The sequence below is a fragment of the Citrobacter sp. Cpo142 genome, from assembly GCF_030332425.1.
Lineage (GTDB): Bacteria > Pseudomonadota > Gammaproteobacteria > Enterobacterales > Enterobacteriaceae > Citrobacter > Citrobacter portucalensis.
In genome coordinates this window covers 431,024-447,514 of the sequence record NZ_JAOWHW010000126.1, presented here as the reverse complement: position 1 = coordinate 447,514, position 16,491 = coordinate 431,024, and the positions used below count along the sequence as shown (strand labels likewise).

The 16,491-nt window shown below is 54.2% G+C and carries 17 protein-coding genes; 9 read left to right on the top strand and 8 right to left on the bottom strand.

Annotated elements, in window-relative coordinates; translation table 11 throughout:
- The coding region (locus OGY18_RS17035) for an IS5/IS1182 family transposase (RefSeq protein ID WP_032256280.1) at positions 1-270 on the bottom strand (270 nt) is incomplete at its 3' end.
- Between the two features lie 31 nt (positions 271-301).
- Between OGY18_RS17035 and OGY18_RS17030 the strand changes: the two genes are divergently transcribed.
- From OGY18_RS17030 to OGY18_RS17015, 4 genes are read left to right on the top strand one after another with little or no spacing between them, the layout of a single operon-like run.
- Positions 302-1,963 (top strand): acyl-CoA synthetase FdrA, encoded by a 1,662-nt coding sequence (locus tag OGY18_RS17030; RefSeq protein ID WP_286553736.1) that lies wholly within the window; start codon positions 302-304, stop codon positions 1,961-1,963.
- 9 nt (positions 1,964-1,972) lie between these two features.
- Positions 1,973-3,232 carry a YlbE family protein gene (locus OGY18_RS17025; protein WP_003831103.1) on the top strand — a complete coding sequence of 420 codons (1,260 nt, stop codon included), beginning with the start codon at positions 1,973-1,975 and terminating at the stop codon, positions 3,230-3,232.
- A gap of 11 nt (positions 3,233-3,243) precedes the next feature.
- Positions 3,244-4,053: an oxamate carbamoyltransferase subunit AllH family protein gene (locus OGY18_RS17020; protein ID WP_286553733.1), complete on the top strand. Its 810-nt coding sequence runs from the start codon at positions 3,244-3,246 to the stop codon at positions 4,051-4,053.
- Between the two features lie 3 nt (positions 4,054-4,056).
- On the top strand, positions 4,057-4,950 hold the full coding sequence (locus OGY18_RS17015) for a carbamate kinase (protein ID WP_286553731.1): 894 nt from the start codon (positions 4,057-4,059) through the stop codon (positions 4,948-4,950).
- A gap of 35 nt (positions 4,951-4,985) precedes the next feature.
- Here OGY18_RS17015 and purK read toward each other — a convergent pair whose 3' ends face one another.
- The 4 genes from purK to ppiB all read right to left on the bottom strand — a co-directional run bounded on the left by purK (position 4,986) and on the right by ppiB (position 8,017).
- Positions 4,986-6,053 (bottom strand): 5-(carboxyamino)imidazole ribonucleotide synthase, encoded by a 1,068-nt coding sequence (gene purK / locus OGY18_RS17010; RefSeq protein ID WP_286553728.1) that lies wholly within the window; start codon positions 6,051-6,053, stop codon positions 4,986-4,988.
- Complete coding sequence (gene purE, locus OGY18_RS17005) at positions 6,050-6,559, bottom strand: 5-(carboxyamino)imidazole ribonucleotide mutase (protein ID WP_008784000.1); 510 nt, start codon at positions 6,557-6,559, stop codon at positions 6,050-6,052. The genes purK and purE overlap by 4 nt, the downstream gene beginning before the upstream one ends.
- Before the next feature lie 238 nt (positions 6,560-6,797).
- Positions 6,798-7,520 carry a UDP-2,3-diacylglucosamine diphosphatase gene (lpxH, locus tag OGY18_RS17000; RefSeq protein WP_003831108.1) on the bottom strand — a complete coding sequence of 241 codons (723 nt, stop codon included), beginning with the start codon at positions 7,518-7,520 and terminating at the stop codon, positions 6,798-6,800.
- A gap of 2 nt (positions 7,521-7,522) precedes the next feature.
- A complete protein-coding gene (gene ppiB, locus OGY18_RS16995) occupies positions 7,523-8,017 on the bottom strand; it encodes a peptidylprolyl isomerase B (RefSeq protein ID WP_003021875.1) in 495 nt (164 codons plus the stop codon).
- A 173-nt stretch (positions 8,018-8,190) separates the two neighbouring features.
- On the opposite strand from ppiB, the gene cysS reads away from it, so the two are divergent.
- Positions 8,191-9,576 (top strand): cysteine--tRNA ligase, encoded by a 1,386-nt coding sequence (gene cysS, locus OGY18_RS16990; RefSeq protein ID WP_003831109.1) that lies wholly within the window; start codon positions 8,191-8,193, stop codon positions 9,574-9,576.
- A gap of 77 nt (positions 9,577-9,653) precedes the next feature.
- Here the strand turns inward: cysS and OGY18_RS16985 are convergent, their stop codons facing one another.
- From OGY18_RS16985 to folD, 3 genes are all read right to left on the bottom strand, one after another.
- Positions 9,654-10,178, bottom strand: a complete 525-nt coding sequence (locus OGY18_RS16985; protein ID WP_003831110.1) for a metal-dependent hydrolase — start codon at positions 10,176-10,178, stop codon at positions 9,654-9,656.
- A 125-nt stretch (positions 10,179-10,303) separates the two neighbouring features.
- Positions 10,304-10,516 (bottom strand): ribosome-associated protein YbcJ, encoded by a 213-nt coding sequence (gene ybcJ / locus OGY18_RS16980; protein WP_003831111.1) that lies wholly within the window; start codon positions 10,514-10,516, stop codon positions 10,304-10,306.
- A gap of 1 nt (position 10,517) precedes the next feature.
- Positions 10,518-11,384, bottom strand: coding sequence for a bifunctional methylenetetrahydrofolate dehydrogenase/methenyltetrahydrofolate cyclohydrolase FolD (gene folD / locus OGY18_RS16975; RefSeq protein WP_003831112.1), 867 nt, complete (start codon positions 11,382-11,384; stop codon positions 10,518-10,520).
- Positions 11,385-11,959: 575 nt separating this feature from the next.
- Here folD and fimA point away from each other — a divergent pair.
- From fimA to OGY18_RS16955, 4 genes are all read left to right on the top strand, one after another.
- Positions 11,960-12,514: a type 1 fimbrial major subunit FimA gene (fimA, locus tag OGY18_RS16970; RefSeq protein ID WP_032934356.1), complete on the top strand. Its 555-nt coding sequence runs from the start codon at positions 11,960-11,962 to the stop codon at positions 12,512-12,514.
- A 77-nt stretch (positions 12,515-12,591) separates the two neighbouring features.
- Entirely contained in the window at positions 12,592-13,125 is a 534-nt protein-coding gene (gene fimI / locus OGY18_RS16965; RefSeq protein ID WP_003831114.1) for a type 1 fimbrial protein subunit FimI, read from the top strand.
- 41 nt (positions 13,126-13,166) lie between these two features.
- The gene (gene fimC, locus OGY18_RS16960) at positions 13,167-13,859 is read left to right on the top strand and encodes a type 1 fimbria chaperone FimC (RefSeq protein ID WP_003831115.1); all 693 of its coding nucleotides are present in this window, start codon (positions 13,167-13,169) and stop codon (positions 13,857-13,859) included.
- A gap of 7 nt (positions 13,860-13,866) precedes the next feature.
- Positions 13,867-16,488: a fimbrial biogenesis usher protein gene (locus OGY18_RS16955; RefSeq protein WP_279275085.1), complete on the top strand. Its 2,622-nt coding sequence runs from the start codon at positions 13,867-13,869 to the stop codon at positions 16,486-16,488.
- The last annotated feature ends 3 nt before the right edge of the window (positions 16,489-16,491 follow it).

The window sequence follows — 16,491 nt, the reverse complement described above, 5'->3', positions numbered from 1 at the left end:
AAACAGGCGCATGGAGGCGATTTCGTACAGGGCATCTTCCATGGCACCGTCGCTCAGGTTGTACCAATGCTGCATGCAGTGAATACGCAGCATGGTCTCCAGCGGATAGGGCCGTCGGCCATTGCCCGCCTTGGGATAAAACGGCTCGATGACAGCGGTCATATTCTGCCATGGCAGAATCTGCTCCATGCGGGAGAGGAAAATCTCTTTTCGGGTCTGACGGCGCTTAGTGCTGAATTCACTATCGGCGAAGGTGAGTTGATGGCTCATGATGTCCCTCTGGGATGCGCTCCGGATGAATATGATGATCTCATATCAGGAACTTGTTCGCACCTTCCTCAGTTTAATGATTATTTCACGCAAGCTGAGTGAGTCCGAAAATGTAGACGATGTATCGGTCATGATGGGTACGCCGGCGAATAAATCGTTGCTGGAAACGACCGGGTTTTGGCATGACGATTTTAATCAGGCAACGCCGAATGATATTTGCGTGGCTATTCGTACTGAAACGGCTGATGAAAGTATTACGCAGGCTATTTTGCAGCAACTGGATGAGTCGTTGCAGCAGTTGGCGCAGGCCACCGGGGGGAGTCAAGCGCTCCTGCAGGTCAGACGCTGGGAAAGCGCGTGTCAGAAACTGCCTGAGGCGAATATGACGTTAATTTCTGTTGCGGGCGAATATGCGGCAGAACTGGCGAACCAGGCGCTGGATCGTAACCTGAACGTCATGATGTTCTCCGACAACGTCACGCTGGAAGATGAAATCAATCTCAAGCGCCGCGCACAAGATAAAGGTCTGTTGGTGATGGGACCGGACTGCGGAACCGCCATGATCGCCGGTACGCCGCTGGCTTTTGCCAACGTGATGCCGGAAGGCAACATCGGTGTGATAGGTGCATCCGGTACAGGGATTCAGGAGCTCTGTTCACAGATAGCACTGGCTGGTGAAGGTATTACTCACGCCATTGGTCTGGGGGGACGAGACCTAAGTGCCGAGGTGGGCGGAATTAGCGCACTTACCGCACTGGAAATGCTCGGTGCAGATGATAAAAGCCAGGTGTTGGCATTTGTCTCTAAACCACCAGCGGAGGCTGTTCGCCAGCGTATGGTTACGGCGATGAAAGCCACGGGCAAACCTGTTGTCGCCCTGTTTTTAGGTTATGTCTCTGCGGTTGCCAGAGACGAGAACGTCTGGTTTGCAGCGACGCTGGATGATGCAGCCCGTCTTGCCTGTTTACTGGCGCGAGTGACTGCGCGACGCAGTGCGCTTTTCGCTACAGGAGATGGCGTAATCAGGGGGCTGTATACCGGAGGTACGCTGGCTGCTGAAGCGGCGGGGCTGCTGGCCGGTCACCTGAATGTCCCGGCGGATGCAGAACACCACCACGGGATGATGCTGGATGCCGCCGGGCATCAGATTATCGATCTGGGTGATGATTTTTACACCGTCGGGCGTCCGCATCCGATGATCGATCCCGCATTACGTAATCAGCTTATTACGGATCTGGGTTCGCAGCCGCAGGTTAGGGTGCTGCTGGTGGATGTTGTGATTGGCTACGGTGCGACAGCCGACCCGGCTGCATCACTGGCTCAGGCCTGGCAGAAAGCGTGTGCTGCGCGAGATAGCGATCAACCGCTGTTTGCCATTGCGACGGTCACCGGCACCGAGCGCGATCCGCAGTGCCGTTCACTGCAAATTGCCACGCTGGAAGATGCCGGTATCGCCGTGGTGAATTCACTGCCTGAGGCAACACTACTTGCCGCTGAACTGATTCGAACAGTTCAACCGTTATCTCATCAATCCGCACCTGCGCTACTGGAAAAAGTGGCGGTCATTAATGCCGGGTTACGCAGTTTTGCACTGGATTTACAGGCGGCAGAAAAACCTGTGGTGCATTACCAGTGGGCGCCTGTCGCTGGCGGTAATAAAAAACTGGCTTGTTTATTAGAACGTTTGCAATAAGGGGTTCCAATGTTTACATCAGTGGCGCAAGCCAATGCTGCAGTAATCGAACAAATTCGTCGTGCGCGTCCACACTGGCTGGATGTGCAACCCGCGTCCTCGTTAATCAGCGAACTCAATGAGGGGAAAACACTGCTTCATGCAGGACCGCCAATGCGTTGGCAAGAGATGACCGGCCCGATGAAAGGGGCCTGCATTGGTGCATGCCTGTTTGAAGGGTGGGCTGATGATGAGATAAGTGCGCTGGCATTACTGGAGCAGGGGAAAGTCAACTTTGTACCTTGCCATCATGTTAATGCCGTGGGGCCAATGGGTGGAATTACCTCTGCCAGCATGCCGATGCTGGTGGTGGAAAATATCACCGAAGGGAACAGGGCTTACTGCAATCTCAATGAAGGCATCGGCAAAGTGATGCGCTTCGGCGCGTACGGTGAGGATGTCCAGCAGCGTTTACGTTGGATGCGTGATGTTCTGATGCCGGTCTTAAGCGCAGCGCTGGGCACACTGGAGCAGGGTATTGACCTGACCGCCATGATGGCACAGGGCATTACGATGGGCGATGAGTTCCATCAGCGCAATATTGCCTCTTCAGCTCTGTTGATGCGTACGCTGGCACCACAAATTGCCCGTCTGGAACATGATAAGCAGCAGATTGCTGAGGTGATGGATTTCCTGAGTGTAACCGACCAGTTCTTCCTCAACCTGGCGATGGCTTACTGCAAAGCGGCAATGGACGCCGGGGCGCAGGTGCGTTCTGGCAGTATTGTGACGGCAATGACCCGTAATGGCGACATGTTCGGTATTCGCGTGAGCGGACTTGGCGATCGCTGGTTTACCGCACCTGTTAACACGCCGCAGGGACTGTTCTTTACTGGTTTTTCGCAGGAACAGGCTAACCCGGATATGGGTGATAGCGCCATCACTGAAACCTTTGGTATTGGCGGTGCGGCGATGATTGCCGCGCCTGGCGTAACGCGTTTTGTCGGTGCCGGAGGAATGGAAGCCGCAAAATCCGTCTCCGAAGAGATGGCGGAAATCTATCTGGAGCGCAATATGCAGCTACAGATCCCCGGCTGGGATTTCCAGGGGGCCTGTCTGGGACTTGATATCCGTCGCGTGGTCGAAACGGGGATCACGCCGCTGATCAATACTGGTATTGCCCATAAAGAGGCCGGTATTGGCCAGATCGGTGCAGGTACAGTCCGTGCGCCGCTCGCTTGCTTTGAGCTGGCACTGGAAGCGCTGGCTGAAAGCATGGGCATTAGCTAAAAGAGGCGCGCATGATGATCATCCATCCTCTGATGGGCAGCCAGCAGTCTGCGGATTTTCGCCAGTCATGGCAATTGTCTGGTGTCTGGCGACGCTCGATTAACCTTGTAGCCGAAGGGGGCGCACTGTTAACGCTGCACCGCCAGGGAAGCGGCTTTAGCCCAGGAGGATGGGTGATCCGCGCACATGACTTTGATGCGCTGCGTACGTCGTTAAGTGGTAGTGAAACCCCTCTGGCTGTCCCCGAGGGGATTGTGTTGGGACAGTATCTTTTACGTCAACCTCAGCGCTGCTGTTCATTGCAAATAACCTATCGCCCACATGCCGCGCGCCTTGCTCCGGGCTGGATGGAGCGCGGCGAGGAAACGGGATTATTCGGACCGTTAATGCTGGCGGCAAGCCTGCCTTTGTGTCCCGAGCTGCGTCAGTTCCGCCACTGCTTCTTCTCGGCGCTTGCCGGTTTGTCGACAGACTGGCGGCAGTGGTTGGGCAAGGGACCTGGTTTAACGCCAAGCCATGATGACACGTTGACTGGCATGCTGTTGGCCGCCTGGTATTTTGGTGCGCTGAATAAGGACTCCGGTCACCGTTTCTTTGATTATTCCGGCAACCTTGAACAAGCGACGACCGTGGTTAGCGTGAGCTACTTGCGCTACGCGGCGCTAGGGTACTTCGCTTCACCTTTACTCCACTTCACCCATGCTCTGCATCGCCAGGAAAGGCTGGATGCGGCGATAAATTCGCTGCTGGCGCTTGGGCATACCTCCGGCGCAGACACCTTGTTGGGGTTCTGGCTTGGACAACAAATCATAGAAGGATAGGGAATGAAAACGCTGGTTGTTGCTCTTGGTGGCAACGCATTATTGCAGCGCGGCGAGGCGCTAACGGCAGAAAATCAATATCGTAATATTGCCAGCGCCGTACCCGCTCTGGCGCGTCTGGCGCGTTCGTATCGCCTGGCAATCGTACATGGCAACGGACCGCAGGTTGGCCTGCTGTCGTTACAGAACCTTGCCTGGAAGGAGGTCGAGCCTTATCCATTAGATGTGCTGGTGGCCGAGACGCAGGGCATGATCGGTTATATGTTGGCGCAGAGCCTGACCGCAGAACCGGAAATGCCGCCGGTGACCACGGTGTTAACGCGGATTGTGGTATCCGAGGACGATCCTGCATTTATGGCACCGGAAAAATTTATCGGCCCGGTGTATTCGCCCGAAGAACAAACGCAACTGGAAGCGACTTACGGCTGGCATATGAAGCGTGACGGCAAATACCTGCGGCGTGTTGTCGCTTCGCCAGAACCTCGCCAGATCGTAGAAAGCGATGCCATTAAGCTCTTACTCAAAGAAGGGCATGTGGTGATTTGTAGCGGGGGCGGCGGCGTGCCAGTCACTGGCGAAGGATTAGGGTCTGAAGCGGTCATTGATAAGGACCTGGCTGCGGCGTTGCTGGCTGAACAGATCGATGCCGATGGTCTGGTCATTCTGACCGATGCCGATGCGGTCTATGAAAACTGGGGGACGCCGGAGCAACGCGCGATCCGTCAGGCCTCTCCTGATGAACTGGCGCCGTTTGCTAAAGCTGATGGTTCGATGGGGCCTAAGGTCACAGCCGTAAGCGGATACGTGAAACGACGGGGAAAACCAGCATGGATTGGCGCGCTGTCACGCATTGAAGATACGCTGGCAGGCAAAGCCGGAACCTGTATTTGTCTGTAAAAAAAGGGGCGTGTGTATGCACGCCCCATGTCTTCTTATTTCAGTTTTGACTGCGCCCAGATAATACCGCTGGCATATTCCGGCGGCAGCAGGGGGATAAGCGCTTCCAGCGTCGCGCTAAGGCGTGCGGTATCGCTGTCGCTCAGGTTCAGGTGACCCACCTTACGCCCTTCACGCACCTCTTTGTCATACCAGTGCAGATGCACCAGCGGTAGCTTCAGCCAGTCGTAGTTCAGGTCGCTACCAATCAGGTTTACCATCACCGAAGGATGGTTCACCACCGGCGTCGGTAACGGCAGGTTGGTAATGGCGCGCAGGTGCAGCTCAAACTGGCTGATGCTGGCACCGTTTTGCGTCCAGTGCCCGCTGTTGTGCACGCGCGGAGCCAGTTCGTTAATCAGCAGACCTTCCGGGGTGATGAAACACTCCATCGCCATCACGCCGACATAGCCCAGCTCCTGCATGATGGCAGAGAGCATTGCTTCAGCCTGTTCCTGCTGTCTGGCGTTAGCCTGTGGGAATACCACGCTGGTGCGCAGAATACCGTCCTGATGCAGGTTATGGGTCAGCGGATAGAACACGGTGCTGCCGTCGTGCGCACGAGCGCCAACCAGGGAGACTTCACCGGAGAAGTTGATTCCCCGCTCGACGATGCACTCGCCGTAGCAGTCGTCCGGCAGTTGCTCGGTTTCATTTGCGCGTAAACGCCACTGTCCACGTCCGTCGTAACCGCCGACGCGACGTTTCACAATCGCCAGCTCGCCGAGTTTGTTGAATACCGCAGACCATTCGCTTTTATCTGCCAGCAGCTGCCACGGTGCGGTCGCCAGACGGAGCTTGTCAAAAAGCTGCTTTTGCGTCAGACGGTCGGCAATAATCGGGAAGACGTCGCGGTTAACAAACGCCGGGTGGCGTGCCAGTTCGCGGGTGAGTGCCGTTTCCGGCCAGCGCTCAATCTCAGCGGTGATCACGCTTTGCTGAAAAGGGACCGCAGCCGGTTCAGCGTCCAGCCCGACGGGCCAGACCGCAATGCCCAGCGGCTCACCGGCCTGACGCAGCATGCGCCCTAGCTGTCCGTTGCCGAGTACGCAGACCTGCTTCATGCGACACCTCGCGGGTCCGGGTTTTCCAGCACCTCATCGGTTTGCGCTTTGCGCCAGTCATGCAGACGCTGATGCAGTTCTTTATCGTGTGTAGCCAGAATTTGTGCTGCCAGCAGGGCCGCATTTGCCGCGCCCGCTTTGCCGATAGCCAGCGTGCCGACCGGAATACCGCGCGGCATTTGAACGATGGAGTAGAGGCTATCTACGCCGCTCAGCGCTGCGCTTTGCACCGGAACACCGAGAACAGGCACCAGCGTTTTCGCCGCAATCATGCCCGGCAGATGCGCTGCGCCACCGGCTCCGGCAATAATCACCTGATAACCGTTCTCTTCAGCGCTTTCGGCGAAGCTGAACAGTTTGTCTGGGGTGCGGTGGGCGGAGACGACTTCAACATGATGCGGAACGTCCAGGATTTCGAAGATTTCGGCGGCGAACTGCATGGTAGCCCAGTCGCTTTTGGACCCCATCACGATGGCGACACGCGCCGGATTATTGCGGGAAGACATGCGTCTGAAAACTCCTGTGGTGCACTACACTCGACTTTTGAGGCCACAGAGAATAGCATAATTCACCGCCAAGGAAAACGATTGCGCGCTTTGCACTTCACTCTTCAAGCGGCCTCTTTGTTGGCTACATCTGCTCACCCCAGTCACTTACTTTTGTAAGCTTCAGGGGACTCACAGATTTGCCGCCTCGATGCAACTCAAATAGTTTTGTGTAAAGAGGAACTGGGTATCTGCAGAATTAAAACGGAAATGCGATCAGTTCAACGTCGTCAGGGGTGACTTTGATCATCGAACCTTCGGTGTGCCATGCGCCTAAAACCACGCGGAAAGCGGGTTGCTCATTGGCCGTAAGCTCGTGGACGGCAGGGCGGTGGGTATGGCCGTGAATTAACCACTGAACCTGATGTTTTTCCATCTCGCTAATCACGGCCTGCTGATTCACATCCATGATTTCCAGCGATTTGGTGTCGTTGGCTGCTTTGCTGTTGGCACGCATTTTCGCAGCGATTCGCTGGCGAACGAACAGCGGCAGAGCGAGGAACAGCTTCTGTAACCAGGGTTGATGCACTTTGGCGCGAAATGCCTGATAGCCTGCGTCGTCGGTGCATAAGGTGTCGCCATGCATGATCAGCACCTTGCGGCCATACAGGTCGAGCACTTTTTCTTCGGGAAGCAAGGTCATGCCGCTCGCACGGGCAAAACGTTTACCGAGCAGAAAATCACGGTTGCCGTGAATAAAAAAGCAGGGAACGCCGGAATCAGTCAGTGATTTTATCGCCGCGGCCATTTCACGATGCAGCGGATTAGGATCGTCGTCGCCAATCCAGGCTTCAAACAGGTCGCCAAGAATGTATAGCGCATCGGCCTTTCGCGCATCACCGGCTAAAAAACGCAGAAAACCGGCGGTGATCGCCGGTTCTTCTGTGCAGAGGTGAAGATCTGCAATAAACAGTGTCGCCACGATTACTCGCTGACGGTCACGTTTTCGATGATAACGTCTTCTTTTGGCACATCCTGATGCATACCGCTGCGACCAGTGGAAACGCCTTTGATTTTATCAACCACGTCCATGCCTTCAACAACTTCAGCGAACACGCAGTAACCCCAACCCTGCATGCTTTCGCCGGAGAAGTTCAGGAAGTCGTTGTCTGCAACGTTGATGAAGAACTGTGCGGTTGCGGAGTGCGGAGCCTGAGTACGCGCCATCGCCAGCGTACCACGGGTGTTTTTCAGACCGTTGTTCGCTTCGTTTTTGATCGCTTCTTTCGTGGCTTTTTGCTTCATGCCTGGCTCGAAACCGCCGCCCTGGATCATGAAACCGTTAATAACACGGTGGAAAATGGTGTTGTTGTAAAAACCTTCGCGGCAGTAGTCCAGGAAGTTTTTAACTGTTTCAGGCGCTTTATCATCAAACGTTTTGATTACGATATCGCCGTGATTAGTGTGGAAAGTAACCATTTTTGCATCCTGTTCCGATAGATTGGTGCTTCGACCCCGTCAAGGGTCAGAGTTAGGGGTGTGTTATAGCATAACCGCAAGCTGCGATCACCTCGCAAAGTGTGCTGCTTCCGGTCTAAATTATGGGTATTATACAGACTTTACTATCCACACACGTCTACACGGAATCTTCGATGTTAAAAATCTTTAATACACTGACGCGCCAAAAAGAGGAATTCAAACCTATTCATGCCGGGGAAGTCGGCATGTACGTGTGTGGTATTACCGTTTACGATCTCTGTCATATTGGCCACGGACGTACCTTCGTTTCTTTCGACGTCGTCGCGCGCTATCTGCGCTTCCTCGGCTATAAGCTGAAGTATGTGCGCAACATTACCGATATTGATGACAAAATCATCAAGCGCGCGAATGAAAACGGCGAAAGCTTTGTGGCGTTGGTCGACAGAATGATCGCGGAAATGCACAGCGATTTCGATGCGCTGAATATTCTGCGCCCGGATCTGGAGCCGCGTGCTACGCACCATATTGCTGAAATTATCGAAATCACTGAACAGCTGATTGCCAAAGGTCACGCTTACGTTGCTGATAACGGCGACGTGATGTTCGACGTGCCGACTGACCCGAACTACGGCCAGCTGTCGCGCCAGGATCTGGATCAGCTGCAGGCAGGCGCGCGCGTTGACGTGGTAGATGTGAAGCGCAACCCGATGGACTTCGTGCTGTGGAAAATGTCCAAAGAAGGCGAGCCGAGCTGGCCGTCTCCGTGGGGCGCAGGCCGTCCGGGCTGGCACATCGAATGTTCGGCGATGAATTGCAAGCAGTTGGGTAACCATTTTGATATTCACGGCGGCGGTTCGGACCTGATGTTCCCGCACCATGAAAACGAAATCGCTCAGTCCACCTGTGCGCATGACGGTGAGTACGTTAATTACTGGATGCACTCAGGGATGGTGATGGTTGACCGCGAGAAAATGTCCAAATCGCTGGGCAACTTCTTTACCGTTCGCGATGTGCTGAAATACTACGACGCCGAAACCATTCGCTACTTCCTGATGTCTGGGCATTACCGTAGCCAGTTAAACTACAGCGAAGAGAACCTCAAGCAGGCGCGTTCTGCGCTGGAGCGTCTGTATACCGCGCTGCGTGGCACCGACAAATCCGTTGCGCCAGCCGGTGGCGAAGCCTTTGAAGCGCGCTTTATTGAAGCGATGGACGACGACTTCAACACCCCGGAAGCCTACTCCGTGCTGTTTGATATGGCGCGTGAGGTTAACCGTCTGAAGGGTGAAGATATGGCGGCGGCTAACGGCATGGCTGCGCATCTGCGTAAGCTGTCCAGCGTACTGGGTCTGTTGGAACAGGATCCAGAAGCGTTCCTGCAAAGCGGTGCGCAGGCGGATGACGGTGAAGTTGCTGAAATTGAAGCGTTAATCCAACAGCGTCTGGATGCACGTAAGGCGAAAGACTGGGCGGCAGCTGACGCCGCGCGTGACCGTCTCAACGAGATGGGCATCGTGCTGGAAGACGGCCCGCAGGGTACCACCTGGCGTCGTAAGTAACTCTGTAATGCCCGGTGGCGCTTACGCTTACCGGGCCGTGTAGGCCGGATAAGACGCATCGCGTCGCATCCGGCAGATTAATGTTTCCGATACCACCACAGCACACCCATCATTACGATTCCCGGCAGCCATACCCACATCAACTCCGACATGATCACCTGGTGCCCGTACGGCGTGGCGTAGCGTGATAACGCAAACGGGGCGACTTTAATCACCTGCCATGGCGCGAAGAAGCGTTCATCCGACCACGGCCACAGCCAGCCGACGCCTTTGCCGCCGGTGGTGACAGAATCCAGCAGACTGTGGGACAGCAGTGAAACTGTCAGGAATAGCCAGCAGCGAATCAATCCCGCCTTAAACCATCGTCGGCCAATCAAGACGCAGAGCAGCGGTACCACGAAGGCGAACAGCAGTGAGTGGGTAAATCCCCGGTGGCCAAACACATTGCCGTAGGCGACGCCGAACTTAAATGACAACACGTCGGCATCTGGCAGCATGGCCAGAACGACGCCAGCAAACAGTAATCGTGGGGGGATGACTTTAAGTCCGAGACCTAAGCCTAAACAGAGCGGAACGGCCGCGTGGGTAACGATAGTGGGCATGATGATCGCTTCGTGTTGAAAAACAACATGCTATCAGTTCACTGTGAAGTGGGGATGAAGTCATTATCTGAAAACGAGAGGGGGAAGTGGCCGGATACGGTGTTAACCTCATCCGGCACTTAGGGTCACGCCACGACGTTAATGCTGTGGCCTTCAAAGCTGACGGTCTGTCCGGCAACGATTTTGCAGCGTTTACGCGTTTCAACAACGCCATCGACCTTCACTAACCCTTCGCCAATAGCAATTTTTGCCTGGGCGCCGCTTTCGCTCCAGCCTTCCAGCTTCAGCAAATCGCAGAGTTCAACATGTGGGTGTTTACCCAGTGAAAATGTGGCCATCTTAAACGTCCTTTACATCATGATATTCAACACACGCCTGCAGCGTGTTTTCGATAAGTGTGGCGACCGTCATTGGGCCTACGCCGCCGGGGACCGGCGTGATATATGACGCTCGTGCGGCCGCATCGTCAAAGACCACATCGCCAACAACCTTACCATTCTCCAGACGGTTGATGCCGACATCAATCACAATCGCACCTTCTTTGATCCACTCACCAGGAATAAAGCCCGGTTTACCGACGGCAACAATCAGCAGGTCAGCATTTTCTACGTGGCGGCGCAGATCTTTGGTGAATCGGTGGGTGACGGTGGTGGTGCAGCCAGCCAGCAGTAGCTCCATACTCATTGGGCGACCGACAATATTCGAGGCGCCAATGACCACGGCATTCAGACCGTAGGTATCGATGTTGTAACGCTCAAGCAGGGTAACAATACCGCGCGGAGTACATGGGCGCAGGCGCGGCGCGCGCTGGCACAGACGACCGACGTTATACGGGTGGAAACCGTCAACGTCTTTATCTGGTGCGATACGTTCCAGCACTTTCACGTTGTCGATACCCGCCGGCAACGGCAGCTGTACCAGGATACCGTCGATGGTGGTATCTGCATTGAGCGTATCGATCAGCTCAAGAAGCTCCGCCTCGCTGGTGGTTTCAGGCAGGTCATAGGAGCGGGAGACAAACCCCACTTCGTCACAGGCTTTGCGTTTACTCGCAACATAAATCTGCGAAGCCGGGTTGCTACCTACCAGCACAACAGCCAGGCCTGGGGCGCGTAATCCAGCCGCTAAACGCGCCTGAACTTTTTGAGCAACCTCAGAGCGCACCTGCTGCGCAATCGTTTTACCGTCAATAATCTTTGCTGCCATCAGAGAGAGAATTCCGTCTGTTACGTTAAACCGAAGGGGATGCCACTATTTTGTCAGAAGCGGGGCGTGCTGTCAGTTTTCGTTTGCGTTTTTACGTGCGATAGGGATCACCGCGGTCCGCGAACGGGGTCAGTTCAGAGGCTGAAGTCCCCCGGATAATTAATGAGCATGCGAATTAAAATTAACGTGAATGAAACAATTCATCACCCTGGTGTTTTCAGGGGTAATGCGCCATAAACCAGTCTGTTACGTACCTTTATGGAAGGATTTAAGTAATATTCACCCAGATTTTTCTTAGGTCCCAATAAGAATTGGCCAGGGTCAATAAAAGGATTTGCAGGTATTTTTCATTAATTGAAATGTTTAATTTAACCCTGTGACGAATAGTCATATTCGCGAAGATTAATTAGTGAATCAAATACTCAGGAGAGTTGGGGTAAAAGGTTAGCTAATTCTCTTGCGATATATATCTTTACAGGATGCAGAGATAATTAGCCTGACATTTAATGTCGATAATGATTCAAACGGATCCCGCAGGACGCCGGAACCGGATGTGTGTAATTCAAGGGAAATCCATGAAACGTAAATTAATGACCTCTTCTGTTATTGCCAGCCTGATGTTAGTTGCAGGTGCAGCGGTTGCAGCCGATCCGGTAAGCGTTAGCGGCGGTACTGTGCATTTTGAAGGTGAACTGGTCAATGCAGCCTGTGCAGTCAGTACTCAGTCATCCGATCAGGTTGTCACCTTAGGCCAGTATCGTACCGCCAGTTTTACCGCAGTTGGCGATACAACGGCGCAAATTCCGTTCTCAATCGTGCTGAACGACTGTGATCCGAAAGTTGCCGCAACCGCAGCCGTGGCTTTCTCTGGTCAATCCGACATCACCAACAACAACCTGCTGGCCGTCACTTCTGCAGACAACGGTACCACTGCCAGCGGTGTCGGGATTGAAATTCTGGACAATACGTCCACCGCGCTGAAGCCGGATGGAGCCACCTTCTCTACCGCTCAGGCGCTGGTAGAAGGGACCAACACCCTGCGTTTCTCTGCGCGTTACAAAGCCACAGCCACCAGCGCTACGCCGGGTCAGGCAAATGCCGACGCGACGTTCATCATGAAGTACGAATAAGCCGTTCTGATTTGCGCAAGGATGACGTTCGCCTCACTGGATGAGGCAATTTCCGGGGATGATGAAGGATGCGGCAGATGATAGGGAAAGGCGTGGCGCTGGCGGGAATGCTGTGCGTACTGCCTGTGTTTGCACATACGGTAATACTGGAAAGTGGCCGCCTTCACTTACGAGGGCAGCTCGTCAATGGTGCCTGTACGGTCGCTACCGACAGCCAAAATTTGCGGGTGCAAATGGGGCAGTATCGCACCAATGCTTTCTCCGGGACGGGAAGCTTTGCCTCTACCAGCGTGCCGTTTTCACTGCGCTTAACGTCATGCAGCTCCGATGTTTATGACCATGTTGGGATTGCGTTTGCAGGTGTGACGCCAGCGGAAGATCCGCAGGTTTTTCTTGCCAGTGGCGATGCGTCTGCGGCTTCAGGGATCGGTCTGGCGTTATTTGATGAGCGCCAACGGCAAATTATTCCGAATGCGCTGCCGCTTCATTATGCGCCGATTATAACGCAAGAGATGACGTTTCATTTCACTGCTCGTTATCGGGCTGTCTCGGAAAATATAACGCCGGGAGCGCTTCGTTCAGACGTGTGGTTTACGTTGGTTTATCCCTGATTTATTTTCCAACGATAATCGCATCAAAGGTATTTGTAGCTATGTTTAATTATCTAAAATCAGGTTTTATCCTTTTACTGGCCTTATTTTCTGCTGCCAGTGTTCAGGCTGCAGGCGGTATTGCATTAGGCGCTACTCGCGTTATTTATCCAGCCGATGCCAAACAAACGTCCCTGTCTATTAGCAATAGTGATACCAAAGAACGTTACCTGGTAAATTCATGGATCGAGAATAGCGCAGGCGTTAAAGAAAAATCGTTTGTGGTTACGCCTCCGTTGTTTGTCAGCGAGCCCAAAAGCGAAAACACGCTGCGTATCATCTATGCAGGTGTTCCGCTGCCTAAAGATCGTGAGTCGCTGTTCTGGATGAACGTGAAAGCCATTCCGTCAGTCAATAAAAACAGCCTCGAGGGTAAAAACGTTCTGCAACTGGCGATTCTGTCCCGCATCAAGCTTTTTGTACGTCCGAATAATCTGCAGCAAATTCCGGAAGATGCGCCCGGGATGCTGAAATTCTCCCGTACCGGCAACCACCTGAAAATCAACAATCCGTCAGCGTATTACGTCACCCTGGTCAATCTCAACGTGGGGAAAACGAAGGTTGATAACGTGATGGTCGCGCCGAAAAGTGATGCGCAGGTCCTGCTACCAACGGGCGTTCAGGGCAACGTCACGTTCCAGACGGTCAATGATTATGGCGCTGTGACTCCGGCCCAAACGGTTAGCGTGCGTTGAGATAACGATGAATAAGACAACGTATTTTCCTGGCCTGTTACCGGGGGTTACGCCACCGCTGGCGGGGGTGGCGTTGTCCACGCTGGCGGCGCTCTTTCCCTCTTTAAGCCATGGGGAAAGCTATTTTAATCCGGCCTTTTTATCCGCGGATACGGCAACCGTGGCGGATTTATCACGTTTTGAAAAAGGCAATCACCAGCCTGAAGGCGTTTATCGTGTGGATATCTGGCGCAACGATGAGTTTGTTGCCACTCAGGATATACGTTTTACGACCAGCGCGGGAAAAGCCGGGGAGAAGTCCGGTGGGCTGATGCCATGTTTTGGACTCGACTGGGTGAAGCGCCTTGGTGTCAATATCACCGCATTTCCGGCACTCAGTAAGGATGCGAACGATACCTGTATCAATCTACCTGAGGCGATTCCAGGCAGCGAGATTGCATTTGATTTTTCTACCCTGCGCTTAAACGTCAGCCTGCCTCAGGCGTCAATGTTAAACAGCGCGCGTGGCTATATTCCGCCGGAAGAGTGGGATGAAGGGATCCCAGCTGCGCTGGTCAACTACAGCTTTACCGGCAGCCGCGGCAGTGACACTGACAGCTATTTCTTAAGTATGCTCAGTGGCCTGAACTATGGCCCCTGGCGCTTGAGAAATAACGGCGCATGGAGCTATTCCAAAGGTGACGGATACCACTCACAAAGCTGGAAAAATATCGGTACATGGCTTCAGCGCGCGATTATCCCGCTGAAGGGTGAACTGGTGATGGGCGACAGCAACACCGGCAACGACGTTTTTGACAGCGTCGGGTTTCGCGGGGCGCGGCTCTATTCCTCAGACAGTATGTATCCCGACAGCTTACAGGGCTACGCGCCTACCGTTCGCGGCATTGCGCGTACCGCAGCGAAACTGACCATTCGTCAGAATGGCTATGTGATTTATCAAAGCTATGTTTCACCGGGCGCTTTTTCGATAACCGATCTCAACCCGACGTCATCCAGCGGTGACCTTGAGGTGACAGTGGACGAAAAGGACGGCAGCCAGCAGCGCTATACGGTGCCGTACTCCACGGTTCCCTTGTTACAACGAGAAGGGCGTTTCAAATACGACGTGGTTGCCGGGGATTTTCGCAGCGGCAATAGCCAGCAATCTTCACCGTTCTTTTTCCAGGGAACATTAATTGCCGGGTTACCAGAAGGCTACACCGCTTATGGCGGTACGCAGCTGGCCTCACGTTATACCGCGGTAGTTTTAGGCACTGGCCGAAACCTGGGGGACTGGGGGGCGGTTTCTGTGGATTTAACCCATGCGCGCAGTCAGCTGGCGGATGACAGTACGCATCAGGGGCAGTCTTTGCGTTTTCTGTATGCAAAATCGCTGAACAACTTTGGCACAAACTTCCAGCTGTTGGGATATCGCTACTCAACGCGCGGCTTCTATACCCTTGATGACGTCGCGTATCGCAGCATGGAAGGCTATGAGTATGAATACGACAGCGAAGGTAATCGCCACGACGTGCCCGATGTGAAGAGCTATCACAATCTGAGTTACAGCAAAAAGGGCCGCTTTCAGATTAACATTTCGCAGAACCTGGGAGACTACGGCTCGCTGTATGTTTCGGGGAGTCAGCAAACGTACTGGAATACCTCAGACACCAATACCTGGTATCAGGTGGGCTATGCCAGCGGCTGGCAGGGGATTAGCTATTCACTCTCCTGGTCGTGGAATGAATCGGTAGGCATCTCCGACACCGACCGTATTCTGGCATTCAATATGTCAGTGCCGTTCAGCCTGCTAAGCGGACGGCGCTACTCGCGTGATAACGCGCTCGATCGCACCTACGCCACCTTTAATGCCAACCGCAACAGCAACGGACAAAACAGCTGGCAGAGCGGGATCGGCGGGACGTTACTGGATGGGCGCAACCTGAGCTACAGCGTGAATCAGGGGCACAGCAGCACCAACGGCTACAGCGGAAACGCCAGCGCCAACTGGCAGGCGGCCTATGGCACGCTGGGCGTGGGATACAACTACGATCGCGATCAGCATGACTACAACTGGCAGCTTTCCGGCGGCGTGGTGGGGCATGCGGACGGTATTACGCTCAGTCAGCCGCTGGGGGACACCAACGTGCTGGTTAAAGCGCCTGGCGCGCAGGGCGTACGAGTAGAAAACCAGACCGGCGTGCAAACCGACTGGCGTGGATACGCGGTGATGCCGTATGCCACCGTTTATCGCTATAACCGCGTCGCATTAGATACCAATTCAATGAACAACAATACCGATGTGGAAAATAACGTTAGCAGCGTCGTGCCAACGCAAGGGGCATTAGTGCGAGCGGCGTTTGATACACGTATCGGTGTGCGGGCGCTGATAACCGCGAAATATGCAGGTAAACCTGTGCCATTTGGCTCCGTTGTGCGTGAAAACGCCAGCGGCGTGACCAGTATGGTGGGCGAAGACGGGCAAATCTACCTGAGCGGCTTGCCGCTAAAAGGTGAATTACTGATCCAATGGGGGGAAAGCGCTAACGCTCGCTGCGTGGCGCACTATGCCTTGCCTGAGGAGAGTCTGAAACAGGCGGTGACGCTCACGAATGTGACGTGCGAATCTCCAACGGCACGACAGGAATAATAC

Excerpts from the sequence above, each read along its gene's own strand:
- OGY18_RS16955 (WP_279275085.1), top strand. The coding sequence starts at position 13,867 with ATGAATAAGACAACGTATTTTCCTGGCCTGTTACCGGGGGTTACGCCA.
- fimA (WP_032934356.1), top strand. The coding sequence starts at position 11,960 with ATGAAACGTAAATTAATGACCTCTTCTGTTATTGCCAGCCTGATGTTA.
- ybcJ (WP_003831111.1), bottom strand. The coding sequence starts at position 10,516 with ATGGCCACATTTTCACTGGGTAAACACCCACATGTTGAACTCTGCGAT.
- OGY18_RS17015 (WP_286553731.1), top strand. The coding sequence starts at position 4,057 with ATGAAAACGCTGGTTGTTGCTCTTGGTGGCAACGCATTATTGCAGCGC.
- OGY18_RS17020 (WP_286553733.1), top strand. The coding sequence starts at position 3,244 with ATGATGATCATCCATCCTCTGATGGGCAGCCAGCAGTCTGCGGATTTT.
- purK (WP_286553728.1), bottom strand. The coding sequence starts at position 6,053 with ATGAAGCAGGTCTGCGTACTCGGCAACGGACAGCTAGGGCGCATGCTG.
- ppiB (WP_003021875.1), bottom strand. The coding sequence starts at position 8,017 with ATGGTTACTTTCCACACTAATCACGGCGATATCGTAATCAAAACGTTT.
- folD (WP_003831112.1), bottom strand. The coding sequence starts at position 11,384 with ATGGCAGCAAAGATTATTGACGGTAAAACGATTGCGCAGCAGGTGCGC.
- cysS (WP_003831109.1), top strand. The coding sequence starts at position 8,191 with ATGTTAAAAATCTTTAATACACTGACGCGCCAAAAAGAGGAATTCAAA.
- fimI (WP_003831114.1), top strand. The coding sequence starts at position 12,592 with ATGATAGGGAAAGGCGTGGCGCTGGCGGGAATGCTGTGCGTACTGCCT.
- OGY18_RS17025 (WP_003831103.1), top strand. The coding sequence starts at position 1,973 with ATGTTTACATCAGTGGCGCAAGCCAATGCTGCAGTAATCGAACAAATT.
- OGY18_RS17030 (WP_286553736.1), top strand. The coding sequence starts at position 302 with ATGATGATCTCATATCAGGAACTTGTTCGCACCTTCCTCAGTTTAATG.
- OGY18_RS16985 (WP_003831110.1), bottom strand. The coding sequence starts at position 10,178 with ATGCCCACTATCGTTACCCACGCGGCCGTTCCGCTCTGTTTAGGCTTA.
- fimC (WP_003831115.1), top strand. The coding sequence starts at position 13,167 with ATGTTTAATTATCTAAAATCAGGTTTTATCCTTTTACTGGCCTTATTT.
- purE (WP_008784000.1), bottom strand. The coding sequence starts at position 6,559 with ATGTCTTCCCGCAATAATCCGGCGCGTGTCGCCATCGTGATGGGGTCC.